Consider the following 17,381-nt stretch of genomic DNA (forward strand, 5'->3'; position numbering starts at 1 on the left):
CCGCTATCTAGCACTCAACTCAGCTTCGCTGTGTTGAGTCGTTGTAAGTTGCATGTTGTATGTTGAATGTTTTGGGGTCTATCTCTTGGGTTTTAAACCCTCAGAGACTTTCCTAAAGAACCTTCAACCTTCAACATTTCTCCTTCAACCTCAACTGAACGAAGTTCAGTTGAGCACTAGACCGCTCGACTTGCATGTGTTAGGCACGCCGCCAGCGTTCATCCTGAGCCAGGATCAAACTCTCAAATAAAAATTGCGTTGCAATTTTGGTTGTATGTTCTATGTTGTAGGTTGTATGTTTTCGGGCCGTTCTAACGGGTATTAAGACCCTAGATTCGTTCCCTAGAAACATTCAACTTTCAACATTCAACCTTCAACCATTTATTTATTGCTGGCTTTAATTCTTACACTGTTTAGTTTTCAAAGACCAATTTGCAGTGGCGTCTTTGAGTGACACCGACTTAAATATATTATCATGGTTGTCGCACCTTGTCAACCTTTTTTTACTGGAAGTTTTTAGTTTCTTCCATTGAGTGACGACAAAATTTATCTTATCACGGATTGTATCTTGTGTCAACATCTTTCCATTTCTACTTTTTCTCATTATTACAATCGTGATCCTTATAGAATATTCGTCCTAAAGGCAAGTTCTAATATATCATACTATTGCCGCCTTGACAAGTACTTTTACAAATCACTATTAACCATTATATGCAGATATCTTAATAATATTCATTTTTCCTTAAGCTTTCCCTCTGTTTTTTTATTCTAATAACTATCCTTCCTCTTCTATATATCTAAAATAAAAGAGCTCAGATGGATTTCTAAGCTCTTTATTCTTTACTTTTCTATTGGTTTCATGGTTGGGAACAAAATAATGTCACGTATAGATGGTGAATCCGTCAGCAGCATAATCAGTCGGTCTACACCAATGCCAAGTCCTCCTGTAGGCGGGAGGCCTACCTCTAATGCATTAATAAAGTCATCATCCATTGGATGGGCTTCTTCATCGCCCGCTTCCTTTTGTGCTAATTGCTCTTCGAATCTTTGCTTCTGATCTATTGGATCATTCAACTCGGAAAAAGCATTGGCGATCTCCCAGGTATTTGCAAAGGCCTCAAAACGATTGGTAATTAAAGGATTATCAGGATTTCTCTTGGCTAAGGGCGACACTTCCACCGGATGGTGCAGTACAAATGTAGGCTGAATCAAGTCCTTTTCACAAAATTCCTCGAATGCCAAGCTCACCAGATGTCCTTTTTTCATATGTCCTTCTACTTCCAGATGCAACTTTTCCTTTGCTGCTTTTCTTGCTTCCTCATCGCTTTCAAAAGCATAAAAATCAATGCCTGTTTTCTCCTTAACCAAATCATGCATAGAAACTCTTCTCCAGGGTGGCTTGAAATCTATTTCCCTTCCCTGGTAATTGACAACAGTAGTACCATTTGCTTTTTCAGCACAATAAGCTACGATATTTTCTGTAATATCCATCATATCCTCATAATCCTCATAAGCTGCATATAACTCTATATTCGTAAACTCAGGATTATGCTTAATAGAAATTCCTTCATTTCTAAACATCTTACCCATTTCATATACCTTATCAAAGCCGCCTACAATTAATCGCTTAAGATATAACTCGTTTGCAATTCTCAGCTGCATATCCAAATCCAGAGTATTGTGGTGCGTAACAAAAGGCCTTGCTGCAGCCCCACCGGCAATAGTGGTAAGAATAGGTGTTTCAACCTCTAGATAACCCCTATCATCCAAGAATTCTCGTATCGCTTTGATAATCTTATTTCTCTTTAAAAAGGTTTCTTTTACTTCCGGATTTACAATTAAGTCTACGTATCTTTGTCTATAACGAATCTCTTGATCCTTCAATCCATGCCATTTCTCTGGCAGAACCTGAAGGGACTTTGACAGCAATAATACCTCTGAAGCCTTTATCGATACTTCACCCTGTTTCGTTTTAAAAACAGTTCCTTGTATCCCTACGATATCTCCAATGTCATATGTAACAAGAATATCGTATTCTTCTTCTCCAATAGCATCTTGTCTTACATAACTTTGAATTCTGCCCTGTTTATCCTGAATATCTAAGAAGGCTGCTTTGCCCATGGTCCGCTTAGCCATAATTCTGCCTGCAATAGCAACTAGCTGTCCTTCCATGGCACCAAAGTTTTCTTTTATATCTTTGCTAAAGGCTGTGGCCTTATACTTTTCAATTTTGAAGGGGTCTCGTCCCATTTCTACCAGCTTTTTAAGTTTATCTCTTCTGATTCTTAGTACTTCGCTGAGATTTAATTCTTCACTCATCTTTTGTTCCCCCTTAGCTATCTTTTGATTTCTAGGATCTCGTACTTCGTCACACCATCGGGTATTTGAACTTCCACTATTTCTCCAACTTTTTTACCAAGAAGCGCTCTGCCTACGGGAGATTCATTTGATATTCTCATTTCATAAGGGTCTGCCTCTGCAGAGCCTACGATTGTATATTCCACTTCTTCGTCAAATTCAATATCTTTTACTTTAATGGTGGCACCAATACCTACTGTATCAAAAGAAATTTCATCTTCATCTATAATTTTTGCTTTCCTAAGCATGGATTCCAACTTCGCAATTCTTTCTTCTAATTGGGCCTGCTCATTTTTTGCTTCATCATATTCTGAGTTTTCACTGATATCTCCAAAGGCGATAGCCTGTTTGATTCTTTCTGCAACTTCTTTTCTACGAACTGTCTTCAAAATCTCCAAATCATCCTCAATCTTTTTGAGCCCTTGTGGGGTCAATAGTACCTCCTTATCGGTCATATATTCCCTCTCCTTTTCTGTTTGATTTATAAATGTTTGATAATAAGTATATGTAACGACTACTTATTTATTCTTATAATCCCCTGTTGATTTGCCCTAGATTAGTATAAGAAGCACTGAATAAACAGTGCTTTTCTCTAATGCGTGCTATATGCGAATAATTATAATGTAGTTGCAATTTGTTGTCAAGCTATATACTGGATATTTTACCGTAATTCGACTGTTCTTGTAAAGATAGTATTCTAGGCTTAATTGCAAGCCTTTGAAGCATATCTTCATAATCCTGTGTCGTAATCTCATGGATATTCTTATTAATGCAAGCAATAATGATGGCTTCCATGACGTTTGTTCCAAAAGACCTCCCCCCAATCTCGGGAGTTGTAGTAACCAGCGTTGCTGCCTGTCTTTTTCGCAGTTCCTCTATATCTTGTGGGGTGACGGTATTTGTTATAATCACTTTCCCTTCCAGGTTATCTGGCATAAACCGATGGATATAGTGAAAATCCCCTGCGATAATATCTGCTTCATTATAATACTGCTCATATCTATGGACTTCATTTTTATGCTGCTCTTTTCCAGTTGGGTAAAGTAGATGAAAGGGCAATTTTACAGCGATCGGTGCCAATATTCCTGCAATTCTATAGAACAACTTCAAGGACTTTATTGGATAAGGAATCCCTAAGGAAAACATTAGATCTCCACAGGTCAAGATAGAACCCGCTTTCTCTAATGCTTGCGACATGCCAAATCGGTCTGCAGCAGATACCATCAAAACCTTCTTTCCTTCAAAGCAAATGATTTTCTGTTCTTCCAGGTATTCAATAACATTTCGTTCTAATGTATTCTTCAGACCAGAACCATCTACAATGGGGGTGTGTATTACAGCCTCCTTCAGCGGAACTGCATCCTTAATCGTATACCGTCTGCTGCCTGCGTAGATATATAGATCTATGCCTCCCATACCAAAAGCATCTACCTGACCGTCTAATGTCTTCAATATGCTGATAGCCTTATCCATATCTCCATCGGTTCCAATCCGTTCTATGATATACTGTTCCCCTAAAAGCTCTACCTCTGCCCGATGGTTTCTACTGGATGAGCCAAGGCTTACACTAACAATATGTTTCATACTGTTTCCTCCCCTAGAATTACTACTCTATGGAATTCTCTCCAAGCTAAACATAAATTAAACACCTGTCACAAGCTTGAGAAAGTTTAGCAGCAATTCTCTAAAATCCTCTTTACTGTCCATTTGATTAATCTTACTTCGAATTTGTGCAGAATGTCGGATGCCTTTTAAATACCAAGCTACATGCTTACGCATTTCACGAACACCGATATATTCGCCTTTTTCCTCTATGATCATTTCCATATGCTTTAACGCAGTATTGATTTTTTCTTCTATAGGAGGTTCCGGAAGCAATATCCCGGTCTTCTGGTAATGTGCAATCCGCTCAAATATCCAAGGGTTTCCCTGAGCACCCCTGGCAACCATCAGTCCGTCACAGTTTGTCTGTGTCATCATCTGCATCGCATCTTCTACACTAAAAATATCTCCATTTCCGATCACCGGAATGGAGACTGCAGCTTTTACTCTTCTTATAATGTCCCAATCTGCTTTGCCGCTATAAAATTGCTCTCTGGTTCTGCCATGAACTGCGATGGCCTGGGCCCCATTTGCCTCTAGGATCTGAGCCAGTTCTACTGCATTGATCTGGGTCTCATCCCATCCTTTTCTAATCTTTACCGTAACAGGCCGGTCCGTAGCACCTACCACCGCTTTTACAATTCTTCCTGCCAGCTCCGGGTCCCTCATTAAAGCAGAACCGTCACCATTTTTCACAATTTTGGGAGTCGGACAACCCATATTGATATCCAGAATTGCATGTTCCTGTTTGTTGAGTTTTTCAGCAGCCCGGGCCATAAACTCAGGATCTGAGCCGAATATCTGCAGGCTCACGGGCTTTTCTCCTTCTTCTATTTTTAATAATGCTTCTGTATTTTTATCCCCGTAACAGATCCCCTTGGCACTGACCATCTCCGTATATACCAAACCACATTGCTTCTCCTTGCAGATCAGCCGGAAGGTTAGATCCGTTACCCCAGCCATGGGACCTAAGGATAGATTGTTTTCTAATTGTATATTTCCGATTTTCATTATTTCACCGCCATACGATAAGTATTAATGCTTCTCTTCTAAGCATTCTATATCAGGCGAACACTGCACGCCCCTGCATATAAAAAATATGACTCTCTTAGTAATAGAAAATAACAGACCCTAAGGGAGCGACTCTTTGATCCTTTTGCCTTCGTTCTTAGCGAGAATAGATAAAAAGTGTGTATAAAAACTTGCATGTCTGAGGGCAGCGAGTTTTGCAAGTTTTAGTATTTTTTATCGGAATGAGCTTTAGAGCGATCAAAAGGCCAAAACTAGCGAGTCTGTGTCTTTATTTTCTTTATGCTGCCTATCATAGCCTTTGTATATAAAAATAGCCAGGATTGCTCCTGGCTATACGCTACTCCTTATTTCGTTCGTAAATAATTCTAAGGCCCTCCAAGGTTAGCAGCTTATTCACCTCATCAATTGTCTCTGATTCGGAGGCAATCAACCCTGCTAATCCGCCTGTAGCTATTACCTTTATCTTAGGATTATCTCCTAATTCCTTTTTCATTCTGCGAACAATATAATCTACTAGCCCAATATAGCCATATACAATACCGGATTGCATGCTGCTTACCGTATTCTTACAGATTACATTGCCTGGTTTCACCAGCTCTACTCTTGGCAGCTTTGCTGCATGCTGGAATAAAGCCTCGCTAGATATCTTAATTCCCGGGGAGATGGTTCCGCCCAGATATTCACCCTTTTCAGAGATCGCACAAAATGTTGTTGCGGTTCCGAAGTCGACGATTACTAAAGGTCCGCCATAGGCTTCATAGGCAGCAACAGCATTTACAATTCTATCTGCCCCAACCTGCTTTGGATTATCATATTTTATGTTTACGCCTGTTTTGATGCCAGGACCTACAACCATTGCTTGTTTTTGAAAATAGGACATTGCCATATGCTGCAACGAATACATTAATGGAGGTACTACAGAAGAGATAATAATATCTTCTACTTCCTTCATATCCAATCCCTCGTATTGGAACAGCTGATAAATCAGCATGCCATACTCATCAGAAGTTTTACTCTTGTCCGTAGAGAATCTCCAGCTATTAATCAATTCGCGGCCTTTGTAAACACCTAGTACTATATTGGTGTTACCAACATCAAATGCTAACAACATATACTTCTTCAACCTCTCTCCGGGGCTATCTCGGCATGCCATAGCCCGTTTTTCATCTGTTTCATTTATATTCCTATTATTTTATTGCTTTTTTTAAGGACTTTACCACTGCTGCAACAATCAATGAGGATACGATAACCTCAGCAGTACCATTCACTCCCGCAATTCCTAACACTACATTCAGCGGCAGGTAGCCAAAAGCAAAAATAAGCGATAATACGCCGATGGTGTTTGTTAGGGTTCCCACAATTGCAGCTGCAAGTGAGCTCTTCGTCCACTTATATGCGTAGTAGGATGTAAATCCAATCAACAATCTTGGCAGTATGGCCACAATCGGATTCATAAAGAACGGGTTGTTTGCTCTCAGAAAGCTGGATACCCCAAATATTGCCCCTACCATTGTTCCTACCAGCGGCCCTGATACTATTGATGCAATAATAACAGGAATATGCATGGTGGTCGCATTAACATTTGCTAGCCAAGGAATAGGAATGTACCCAAGGGGTGTCATGCTTAATGCAATTGCTACGGCCCCCAATAATCCGGCTACTGTAATCTGCTTTAATGACAACGATAAACCGTTGTTTGCAACTCTTTCCATTTTTTCACCTCCGTTCCAGTTCCATGTAGGATACCGGACAAATATGTTTCACTTACATCTAAGCTGTTCAACATAAGTCCAGCTCAATTTGATGCTGGCTGTTACCCCTAAGATATCGTACCATTTGTACTTTGGTTTTGCAAGTGATTTTGTCAAGTTGACAAACAGATTTCTTAACTTTTTTTGCATAGATTTCTATTTTACAGTATACCCAAATCCCTATAGCCTATTCTTTAACAGCATAAATGTGCCTGACCCTTCCATAAGTTCTTTTTTGTATCTATATATAGTCCGATATCCCTCTGACAGAAACCTCACCGGATATGATTTTTTCAACAGCACCAGCTTCATTTCTGATCACCAGTTCTCCATCCTCAGTCAAATCCAGGGCTTCCCCAAAGATAATTTTGTCCTTGCTGATAATTCTTACGGCATTCCCTAGGGTTACTGAGTATTTCTTGCAGATCTCTACACTTTTTGCCATACTCCTAGTTCTCAAGAAATCTAAATATAATTCCTCAAATATTTGCAGAATCTCTAATACAATTTCTTTTCGGTAGATTTCATGTCCTACACTTTCCTTTATGGAGGTTGCTATAGCCCTAACCTCATCGGGGAATTCTTTAGGATCTACGTTTACGTTAATCCCAATACCTACGATGATATGATTGACGGTGTTCAGCTCCGCACTCATTTCTGTTAATATACCGCATACCTTCTTTTTGTTAATAATAATGTCATTTGGCCACTTAATCCCCGCCTCACAGCCAGTGACATTTCTCAAAGCTGTAGTTACTGCGGCTGCTGTAAGCTGTGTGATTTTAGCGGCCTCTGCCGGCTCCAGCTGCGGCTTTAAAATGATAGACATCCAGATTCCCGTTCCTCTGGGAGATACCCAGTGTCTGCCTAGTCGACCTCTGCCCCCAGTTTGTTCATCCGCTATAATCACAGTTCCCTCCGGTGCACCTAGGGCTGCTTCTTTTTTTGCTTCGTTATTGGTTGAATCAATACTGGGATAATAAATAAGATTACGCCCTATTAGCCGGGTTTGTATATCAATCTCAAGCTCGTTTAGCTCCAGCGTATCCGGTTCTTGAATTAAACGATACCCCCGCCTGGAAACAGCATCAATTTCGTATCCGTCTTCTTTTAGCTGCTTTATGTGCTTCCAGATTGCCGTTCTTGTAACACCTATTTTGATGCTCAATTCTTCACCGGAAATGAATTTTCCCTTATTTTGCTTTAATGCTTCCAATATGTCCTTTTTCATTTTCCCACATCCTCTATCAGCATTGTAAACCATTTTCACCCTAATGTTTATTTTATCATATTCCTAAGAAATGAAAACAAAAAAAAGCAAGATATGCCCGCTTTCCTAACGGACATACCTTACTATAGCTATGTTTAAATGAATGTATTAAAAGGAATACCTTCTAACCAAATATGGACAGCAGTACCCCTGCCGCAATAGCTGATCCGATAACCCCCGCAACGTTTGGTCCCATGGCATGCATCAATAGGAAGTTGGATGGATTTTCTTTTTGACCAACTACTTGAGATACCCTTGCTGCCATTGGTACTGCAGAAACCCCTGCAGATCCGATTAATGGATTGATTTTGCCGCCGCTTAACTTGGACATAATCTTTCCGAAAATGGTTCCTGCCGCAGTTCCCACTGCAAATGCCAACATACCAAGAGCAATGATCATAATCGTCTGTGCTTTTAAAAACTTATCTGCACTTGTGGTTGCACCTACGGTTACTCCTAGGAAGATGGTAACGATGTTGATTAACTCATTCTGTGCAGTTTTAAAGATTCGATCTACTACTCCAGATTCTCTAAACAGGTTACCAAGCATTAACATACCCAGGAGTCCCGTAGCTGAAGGAAGCAATAAAGCCCCTAGGATTGTAGTGATAATCGGGAATAAAATCTTTTCTATTTTGGTTACAGGTCTTAGCTGCTCCATCTTGATCATACGCTCTTCCTTTGTTGTAAGAGCTTTCATGATCGGCGGCTGGATAACTGGTACCAGTGCCATGTAGGAGTAAGCTGCAACCGCAATTGGTCCTAATAGGTGGGGTGCAAGCTTAGATGTTAAGAAAATTGCAGTCGGTCCGTCTGCACCACCGATGATACCGATAGATGCTGCTTCCTGTCCTGTAAATCCAAGAGCTACTGCACCAATAAAGGTTGTAAAGATACCAAACTGTGCTGCTGCGCCTAAAAGTAAGCTTCGTGGATTGGCGATCAATGGACCAAAGTCGGTCATCGCACCAACACCAAGGAAAATCAATGGTGGGAAAATACCCAATTTAACCCCTTGGTATAAGTAGTATAATACACCACCCAATTGTTTTAAGTGGGGTAAACCATCAGTACCTATTTCATAAACCGGATAGTCCATTAAACCTCCCAGGGGAATGTTTGTTAGAAGCATACCGAAGGAAATAGGGAGCAGTAATAAGGGCTCATATTGTTTTACAATTGCCAAGTACAGGAAAAAGCATGCGATGCCCAGCATTACTAGGTGCTGCCATGTGAGGGCCACAAATCCGGTACTTGACAAGAAGTTCTCAATAACGTTTAGAAACATCTTGGCGTCTCCCTCTCTTTCAAAATTTTTATGCTGCAGTTATACTGGGATTATGGATTACCCTAGAACAATTAATACATCTCCAGCATTTACAGAAGCACCTTTTGTTGCGTTTACAGATACAACTTTTCCATCTCCCGGTGCCATGATTTCATTTTCCATCTTCATAGCTTCTAGGATTACTAAAACATCACCAGATTTTACGGTATCGCCTTCTTTTACTTTAATATCTAGGATTGTTCCTGGCATTGGAGCGGTTACACTGTTTCCGCCTGCAGGAGCTGCCTTTGGAGCTGCCTTTGGTGCTGCTGGTTTTGCTGCTGGAGCTGCTGCCTTTGGTGTTGCTGGAGCTGCCGCTGGTCTAGCTACTGGAGCAGGTGCAGAAACACCACCAATTTCTTCTACCTCTACCTCATAAGTATTACCGTTTACAGTTATGTTAAATTTTTTCATAATTATGATCCTCCTTCAATTTTCACAAACTGATTTATTATAGTTTAAAGCGGACTAAAATCTGCTGTTCATTTGCTCAACTCTGCCTGCTCTACCCCAAGTTGGTGTAGTATCTCCTACACGAAGGATATTTTGTACAATAATGTTGTGGGTAGATGTCTGCAGACTAGCAGCTACAGCGGCCGTGATTACCGCTACTAATTCTTCCATATTATCTTCTTCTGCCTCTGCTTCTGCAACAGGCTGTTGAACTATTTGTACCGGAGCTTTTTGCGGCTCTTTATAGAATAGAATCCTTAGTAAGTCCAGCATTAATGACAATACTATTAACGCTACGAAGGTTACACTCATACCAAGTGCGGTAACTATTAAACCTTCACCTAAACTAATCGTTTCACCAAACAATGATATCACCTCTTTTTCTTGATCTTCACTGGTGAGCTGCTAACTTTTATACCGGCAGGTTGCCGTGTTTCTTCGCAGGTCTTGATTCTCTCTTAGATGCAAGCATATTGAAAGCGTCTGCAAGTCTTGGTCTTGTTGCATTTGGCTCAATAACGTCATCTACGAAGCCTCTCTCAGCGGCTTTATATGGTGTAGCAAATTCATCCGTGTATTCTTGTACTTTCTTAGCTCTTTCAGCCGCTGGATCTGCAGCTTTAGCGATATCATCTTTGAAGATAATATTTGCAGCCCCTTGTGGTCCCATAACAGCGATCTCTGCTTGTGGCCAAGCCAGTACGATATCAGCGCCTAAGTCCTTAGAGCACATTGCCAGGTAGGATCCACCATAGGCTTTTCTTACAATCAGGGTTACCTTTGGTACAGTTGCCTCACTGTAAGCATAAAGCATTTTTGCACCATGTCGGATAATTCCGCCATATTCTTGGTTTGTTCCTGGTAAGAAGCCAGGTACGTCTACGATGTTTAACAATGGAATGTTGAAAGCATCGCAAGTTCTGATAAATCTTCCAGCCTTGTCAGAAGCATTGATGTCTAAGCAGCCTGCCAATACCTTTGGCTGATTTGCAATAATTCCAACGGATTGTCCATTGATTCTTGCAAAGCAGGTAATGATATTTTTCGCATAGTATGGCTGTACTTCATAATAGTCTCCATCATCAACAATTCTAGAGATTACCTCAAACATGTCGTATGGCTTGTTTGGATTATCCGGTAGTAAATCATCTAATTCAGGTGCTAAACGATTTACGTCATCCTCTGTATCGAAAAGTGGTGCTGTCTCCATGTTGTTGGATGGTAAGAAGCTTAATAGTCTTCTGATTTGTGCGATACAGTCTTCATCGTTGGAAGCTACAAAATGCGCTACCCCGCTGGTTGTATTGTGAGTCATGGCACCCCCAAGGTCTTCAGCCGATACTTCTTCTCCTGTAACTGTCTTGATTACCTGCGGACCGGTAATAAACATCTGGCTTGTCTTGTCTACCATATAGATAAAGTCAGTCAATGCCGGTGAGTAAACTGCACCTCCGGCACATGGTCCCATGATTGCAGAAATCTGTGGAATTACACCGGATGCAATCGTATTTCTGTAGAAGATTTTTCCGTATCCCGATAATGCATCAACCGCTTCTTGAATTCTTGCTCCACCGGAGTCATTTAATCCTACAACGGGTGCACCTACTTTTAGTGCATTATCTAATACCTTGCAAATTTTAGCTGCATGCATTTCTCCAAGAGAACCGCCTACTACAGTGAAATCCTGTGCAAAGGCATATACTAATCTTCCATCTACCATTCCATAACCAGTTACTACCCCTTCACCAGGTGCTTCCATTTTATCCATGCCAAAGTTTACGCATCTGTGGGTAACAAAAGCATCTAACTCTACAAAAGTACCCTCATCAAATAACAGGTTCATTCTTTCTCTGGCTGTCAGCTTTCCGCTTTGATGCTGCTTTTCGATTCTTTTAGCGCCACCACCAAGAGTAATTTTCTCTCTGCGTTTACGCAAATCTTCTATTTTGTTGTTTGCCATGTTTTCTATACCTCCTACTCTGATTTAAGCTGCCGGAAAATCGGCAGCCCCATACTACTCTCTTTCACTGATTTCAACAAGAACACCATTTGTACTCTTTGGATGACAGAAAGCAATTTTCGCACCGCCAGCACCGTATCTTGGCTTCTCATCAATCATTTTAACGCCCTTTGCCATTAATTCAGCGATTGCTTCTTCAATATTTTCTACACGGAAAGCGATATGCTGAATGCCTTCGCCTTTTTTCTCAATGAATTTTGCAATCGGTCCTTCTGGGTCTGTGGACTCTAAAAGCTCAACTTCAGTATCACCTACTGGTAAGAAAGCTACTTTTACTTTTTGTTCTTCTACCGTCTCTGTACCATGAAGCTCTAAGCCCAGCATTTCTTGATAAAATTTTAATGTCTCATCAAGGCTTTTTACAGCTACACCAATATGGTCAACTTTTAGTACTTTCATAAAAAATCCTCCTTTATATTTTATAATTAAGGGTTTCTTCATCGGTCAACTGCCTCTGTCAATTGCCTCCCACCCCTATAAACCAGTTTATTTTATTTCCTTTAAAACCATTTCAGCAGCCGTATAAGGGTCTGCCTTTCTAGCAGCAACCTCCGTTGCAAGGTTGTTGATCAAATCTTCCTTACTGGATTTATCTAGGATCATACGCATCAAATTTTCTTGAATCAGATCAATGATCTCTAGTTTGCTGTTTAATACCCGTTTCTTTTCAAGCTTTCCGGTTTCTTTCATATGGGTCATGTGATCCATAATATGACCTAGAAGCTCCTCGACACCCTTATTGTCTACGGCAATTACCATTTGCACAGGGGGTCTCCAATCGGTTTTATTAAAATCTAACATCATTTCTATTTCAGTGGCTGTTCTCTTTGCTCCATCGCGGTCTGCTTTGTTTACTGCGAAAACATCGCCTATTTCCATGATTCCTGCTTTAATTGCTTGAATATCATCACCTAACCCCGGTACCATCACCATCAGTGTAGTATCTGCGTTTTTTGCAATATCTACTTCTGACTGTCCTACCCCTACGGTTTCGATGAAGATATAATCAGCACCGTATATATCCAATACCTTCACTGCAGCCTGGGTAGCTTTAGACAGCCCGCCCAAATGACCTCTTGTACCCATACTTCGGATAAAGACACCGGGATCCGTACTAAGATCATTCATTCTTACTCTATCTCCTAAAATTGAGCCACCGGTAAAAGGGCTGGTTGGATCCACAGCAATAATACCTACGGTTTTTCCTCGTGCACGAATTGCCTTTGCCAGCTTATCTGTCAGCGTACTCTTTCCTGCACCGGGAGGGCCTGTAATACCTATTACATGGGCTCTGCCTGTCCGTTGGTAAAGACTCTTTAAAATTTCTACTGCTTCAGGGTCGTGATTCTCTGCCATTGAGATTAATCGGGCTGCTGCTCTTTTATCTCCCTGCAGTAATCTTTCAGCTAACGCCATGCTCTACACCACCTATACGAACAAGAAACCTTGGCGACAAGCTTCAGAGATTTGTACTGCAGCCTGTCGCTCTTGGTCTTTTTTTATTATTTTCTCTTGATGTTTGCTCTGATGAAGTCGATTGTTACAGATGTTGGAGTTCCTGGCGTAAATATTTCAGCGATTCCCTTTTCCTTTAGGAAAGGAATATCATCATCTGGAATAACACCTCCGCCAATCACTAATACATCGTCTGCTTTTTCAGCCTTTAGCAGCTCTACCACTTTGGGAAGCAATGTATTATGTGCTCCGGAAAGGATGCTCATTGCTACTACATCTACGTCCTCTTGAATTGTAGCGTTTACAATTTGCTCAGGCGTTTGTCTTAAGCCTGTATAGATTACTTCCATACCAGCATCACGAAGAGCTCTTGCAATTACCTTCGCTCCTCTATCATGACCATCCAGGCCAGGTTTTGCAACTAATACTCTAATCGGTCTATCCATGAATATTTCCTCCTTATATACAATCGGTTTTCAATTTTTAGATTTGTGTCAGATCTATTCCTAAACAATTTCTAAGGTCTAAATCCTCTATTTTACAGCTGAACGGATTGTTGATACTCACCAAATACTTCTCTCATTACACCGCAGATTTCTCCAAGAGTAGCGTACGCTCTTACTGCATCCAGAATAAATGGCATTAAGTTTGCGTCTGTTGAGCAAGCTGCTTTTAAAGCTTCTAGTTTAGATTGTACTAAAGCATTGTCTCTCTTCGCTCTTAATTCAGCCAGCTTGTTCTTTTGTAATTCGCCAACAGATGGATCCACCTTTAATAAGCCCTTAGGCGCTTCTTCTTTGATTTGGAATTTGTTCATACCAACAATGATTCTCTTTCCAGCTTCGATATCTTTTTGGTAGTTGTAAGCTGCATCCATAATTTCTTGTTGGATATATCCAGCATCGATTGCCTTTGGAGCTCCACCGATTTCATCAATTTTCTTGATGTATTCCATAGCTTCTTTTTCAATTTGATTTGTTTTTGCTTCGATATAGTAGGAACCTGCTAATGGATCTACTGTATCTGCTGCACCACTCTCATATGCAACGATTTGTTGTGTTCTTAATGCAACACGCACGGAATCTTCCGTTGGCAATGCAAGGGCCTCATCCTTAGAGTTTGTGTGTAGAGACTGAGTTCCACCAAGAACAGCTGCTAATGTTTGAATGGCCACACGAACAATATTGTTTTCAGGCTGTTGCGCTGTAAGTGTAGATCCACCTGTTTGTGTATGGAATTTTAATGCCATAGACTTAGGATCCTTCGCACCAAATCTTTCTTTCATGATTCTTGCCCACAATCTTCTTGCTGCTCTGTACTTAGCAACTTCTTCTAAAATGTCATTGTGTGCGTTGAAGAAGAAGGAAAGTCTAGGAGCGAATACGTCTACATCGAGGCCCGCTTTAATAGCAGCATCAACATAAGCAATACCGTCTGCCAATGTGAAACCAACTTCTTGTGCCGCAGTAGAACCGGCTTCTCTGATGTGGTAGCCTGAAATACTGATTGTATTCCATTGCGGTACATGCTTTGAACAATACTCGAAGATATTCGTGATTAATCTCATGGACGGTTCCGTTGGGAAGATATAAGTTCCACGAGCGATGTACTCTTTTAAGATATCATTTTGAATCGTTCCTCTTAATTGATCAGAAGAAACGCCTTGTTTTTCAGCTACTGCAATATACATTGCCAGCAGTACAGAAGCAGGTGCGTTGATGGTCATAGATGTGGATACCTTGTCTAGTGGAATACCATCAAATAAGATTTCCATATCTGCCAGAGAGTCAATTGCAACCCCTACTTTTCCAACTTCACCTTCAGCTAATGCATGATCTGAATCGTATCCGATTTGTGTTGGTAAGTCGAAGGCTACAGAAAGACCCATAGATCCTTGCTCGATTAGGTATTTGTATCTCTTGTTGGACTCTTCTGCAGTTGCAAATCCTGCATACATTCTCATTGTCCAGAATCTACCTCTATACATGTTGGTTTGAACCCCTCTTGTATAAGGATAGCTTCCAGGCATGCCTAGATCTTCCATATAGTCAAACTCAGGAATGTCCGCTGGTGTGTAAAGTACGTTTACTTCTGCACCGGAACCTGTTTCAAAAGTTTGTTTTCTTTCTGGTCTCTTCTCAATTGATTTTTGATGTTTTGCTTGAAATGCTTCAGCACTTTCTTTGATTTGGCCTAGTTTCTCTTTGTCAAACATTCTTTTTCCTCCTTAAATAAATCTACCTTTATTATATTTTAATTTACTGCTTGCACTGTCGTTGTAAGGGAGTTTGAACTTAGTTTATGTTTCCCTTTTTTTCTGAAAATAGTACATAGATGAAGTTTTCTCTGCATAACTTCGGGGGAATCAAAATCCCCCCGTTAACTGCATATTTTCAATTCTATTAATGATGGTTAAATTCCTTCAATTTTCAAGTAAAACTGTGTATCTTGCAATTTTCAGACTATTTTAATTTCATAGAACCTGTATCAAGGAATCTTTGATGCCAGGACAACGCTTCTCCAATTAGGTGTGGCTCATGCCTTGTCTTTGTCTTCAATGCCCTTTCAAAATAGTCATTTAGCATTGGCTGATAATCAGGATGTGCACACTTGTCGATAATCATTCTTGCTCTTTCAACCGGTGCAGTTCCTCTTAAGTCTGCCAATCCTCTTTCAGTAACTACTACCATTACATCATGCTCCGTATGGTCTACATGGGATACCATTGGCACAATAGATGAGATATCTCCATTCTTCGCAGTGGATACAGTAGTATAGAAAGAAATATATGCATTTCTAGTATAGTCTGCAGAGCCGCCTAGACCATTCATCATGCGAGATCCCATGATATTGGTAGAATTTACATGTCCGTACAGATCGATCTCGATAGCAGTATTCATAGAAAGAACACCAAGTCTTCTGGCTACTTCTGGGTTGTTACTGATTTCCTGTGGTCTAAGAATAATATATTTTGCATATTTTTCAATATCCTTGTGCAGTCTTACTAAACCTTCAGTAGATGGCGTAATGGAAGTACCGGATGCAATGGTTACCTTTCCTGCATCAATTAGATCCAGCATAGAGTCCTGGATAACCTCTGTATAGCAGGTTAAATCTGTAAAAGGAGCCTTTACCAATCCGCCTAAAACTGCATTTGCTACAGAACCTACGCCAGACTGCAGCGGCAGAAGGTTTTTAGGCAGTCTTCCCTTTTTTACCTCGAAATCAAGGAACTCTATAATATGGTTAGAAATTGCCTCAGAGTCTTCGTCGATAGGCCCTAATGGTCTTACCTTATCTGTAATATCAGTTACAACGATCGCTGCAATTTTTGAAGGATCACATGGTATATATGTAGTTCCAATTCTATCTCCCGACTTTTCAATTGGAATAGGCTTTCTGTAAGGAGGATTTTCAGGAATATAAATGTCGTGGATTCCTTCTAATGCCATTGGCTGACTGGTGTTAATTTCAACAATCACCTTATCTGCCAACTTTACAGCAGTTGGGGAAATACCTACAGATGTCGTTGGAATAATTCCGCCTTCTTCAGTAATTGCAAGAGCTTCTACAACAGCTACATCAATGTTTCCAAAGAAACCATAGCTCATATACTGCGGCAAATGGCTTAAGTGCATATCCTGATACATAATTGAACCGTTGTTGATGCCATTTCTAGTATCGTTGTGTGTCTGATAAGGGAATCTTCTTTTGATTACACCAGCTCTAGAAAGAGCACCGTCTAACTCATCCCCTACAGAAGCACCTGTTAAAAGTGTGATGCCAATTTGTTCTCCCGCTTCTGCTCTTTTTGCTAAAGCTAATGGTACTGCCTTAGGATAGCCGGATGGTGTAAATCCGCTGGCAGCAACTGTCATTCCGTCTTTAATCAATAATGCCGCTTCTTCTGCAGATACAATTTTACCCTTTAGATCTTCTCTCCTGATTCTGTTGTCGATCATGGTAATATCCTCCTTTAATCAATGTTTATTATCATTTTTTATTATGCAAATAAAAACGGCTAGATATACTATTGGCCTATTAATAAATAGGTTGATAGTATATCTAGCCGTAATTTACCTACTGGAGGTGGTAAAAGGTTTTTTTACCATC

General features: G+C 40.5%; 16 protein-coding genes. All 16 read right to left on the reverse strand.

The window, feature by feature from the left end:
• Positions 1-840 precede the first annotated feature (840 nt).
• Positions 841-2,319, reverse strand: coding sequence for a lysine--tRNA ligase (gene lysS / locus BUB56_RS04720; RefSeq protein WP_110940225.1), 1,479 nt, complete (start codon positions 2,317-2,319; stop codon positions 841-843).
• 17 nt (positions 2,320-2,336) lie between these two features.
• Positions 2,337-2,813 (reverse strand): transcription elongation factor GreA, encoded by a 477-nt coding sequence (gene greA, locus BUB56_RS04725; protein WP_110940226.1) that lies wholly within the window; start codon positions 2,811-2,813, stop codon positions 2,337-2,339.
• Between the two features lie 190 nt (positions 2,814-3,003).
• Positions 3,004-3,942, reverse strand: a complete 939-nt coding sequence (locus BUB56_RS04730) for a quinate 5-dehydrogenase (RefSeq protein WP_110940227.1) — start codon at positions 3,940-3,942, stop codon at positions 3,004-3,006.
• A 57-nt stretch (positions 3,943-3,999) separates the two neighbouring features.
• Positions 4,000-4,971, reverse strand: coding sequence for a tRNA dihydrouridine synthase DusB (gene dusB, locus BUB56_RS04735; protein ID WP_110940228.1), 972 nt, complete (start codon positions 4,969-4,971; stop codon positions 4,000-4,002).
• Positions 4,972-5,329: 358 nt separating this feature from the next.
• Positions 5,330-6,103, reverse strand: coding sequence for a type III pantothenate kinase (locus tag BUB56_RS04740; RefSeq protein WP_110940229.1), 774 nt, complete (start codon positions 6,101-6,103; stop codon positions 5,330-5,332).
• A gap of 76 nt (positions 6,104-6,179) precedes the next feature.
• Entirely contained in the window at positions 6,180-6,704 is a 525-nt protein-coding gene (locus tag BUB56_RS04745; RefSeq protein WP_110940230.1) for an ECF transporter S component, read from the reverse strand.
• 280 nt (positions 6,705-6,984) lie between these two features.
• Positions 6,985-7,974, reverse strand: coding sequence for a biotin--[acetyl-CoA-carboxylase] ligase (locus BUB56_RS04750; RefSeq protein ID WP_110940231.1), 990 nt, complete (start codon positions 7,972-7,974; stop codon positions 6,985-6,987).
• A gap of 163 nt (positions 7,975-8,137) precedes the next feature.
• Positions 8,138-9,301, reverse strand: coding sequence for a sodium ion-translocating decarboxylase subunit beta (locus tag BUB56_RS04755; RefSeq protein ID WP_207650399.1), 1,164 nt, complete (start codon positions 9,299-9,301; stop codon positions 8,138-8,140).
• A 57-nt stretch (positions 9,302-9,358) separates the two neighbouring features.
• On the reverse strand, positions 9,359-9,754 hold the full coding sequence (locus BUB56_RS04760) for a biotin/lipoyl-containing protein (RefSeq protein WP_110940232.1): 396 nt from the start codon (positions 9,752-9,754) through the stop codon (positions 9,359-9,361).
• 54 nt (positions 9,755-9,808) lie between these two features.
• The gene (locus tag BUB56_RS04765) at positions 9,809-10,159 is read right to left on the reverse strand and encodes an OadG family protein (protein WP_110940233.1); all 351 of its coding nucleotides are present in this window, start codon (positions 10,157-10,159) and stop codon (positions 9,809-9,811) included.
• Between the two features lie 46 nt (positions 10,160-10,205).
• Complete coding sequence (gene mmdA / locus BUB56_RS04770) at positions 10,206-11,753, reverse strand: methylmalonyl-CoA decarboxylase subunit alpha (RefSeq protein ID WP_110940234.1); 1,548 nt, start codon at positions 11,751-11,753, stop codon at positions 10,206-10,208.
• A 54-nt stretch (positions 11,754-11,807) separates the two neighbouring features.
• A complete protein-coding gene (gene mce, locus BUB56_RS04775) occupies positions 11,808-12,212 on the reverse strand; it encodes a methylmalonyl-CoA epimerase (protein ID WP_110940235.1) in 405 nt (134 codons plus the stop codon).
• A gap of 87 nt (positions 12,213-12,299) precedes the next feature.
• Positions 12,300-13,229: a methylmalonyl Co-A mutase-associated GTPase MeaB gene (gene meaB, locus BUB56_RS04780; RefSeq protein ID WP_110940236.1), complete on the reverse strand. Its 930-nt coding sequence runs from the start codon at positions 13,227-13,229 to the stop codon at positions 12,300-12,302.
• 86 nt (positions 13,230-13,315) lie between these two features.
• The gene (locus tag BUB56_RS04785) at positions 13,316-13,714 is read right to left on the reverse strand and encodes a cobalamin B12-binding domain-containing protein (RefSeq protein ID WP_110940237.1); all 399 of its coding nucleotides are present in this window, start codon (positions 13,712-13,714) and stop codon (positions 13,316-13,318) included.
• A gap of 92 nt (positions 13,715-13,806) precedes the next feature.
• On the reverse strand, positions 13,807-15,483 hold the full coding sequence (locus BUB56_RS04790) for an acyl-CoA mutase large subunit family protein (protein WP_110940238.1): 1,677 nt from the start codon (positions 15,481-15,483) through the stop codon (positions 13,807-13,809).
• A 247-nt stretch (positions 15,484-15,730) separates the two neighbouring features.
• Positions 15,731-17,230 (reverse strand): acetyl-CoA hydrolase/transferase family protein, encoded by a 1,500-nt coding sequence (locus BUB56_RS04795; RefSeq protein WP_110940239.1) that lies wholly within the window; start codon positions 17,228-17,230, stop codon positions 15,731-15,733.
• Between the last annotated feature and the right edge of the window lie 151 nt (positions 17,231-17,381).

Source organism: Geosporobacter subterraneus DSM 17957 (genome assembly GCF_900142145.1).
Classification (GTDB): Bacteria; Bacillota; Clostridia; order Peptostreptococcales; family Thermotaleaceae; genus Geosporobacter; species Geosporobacter subterraneus.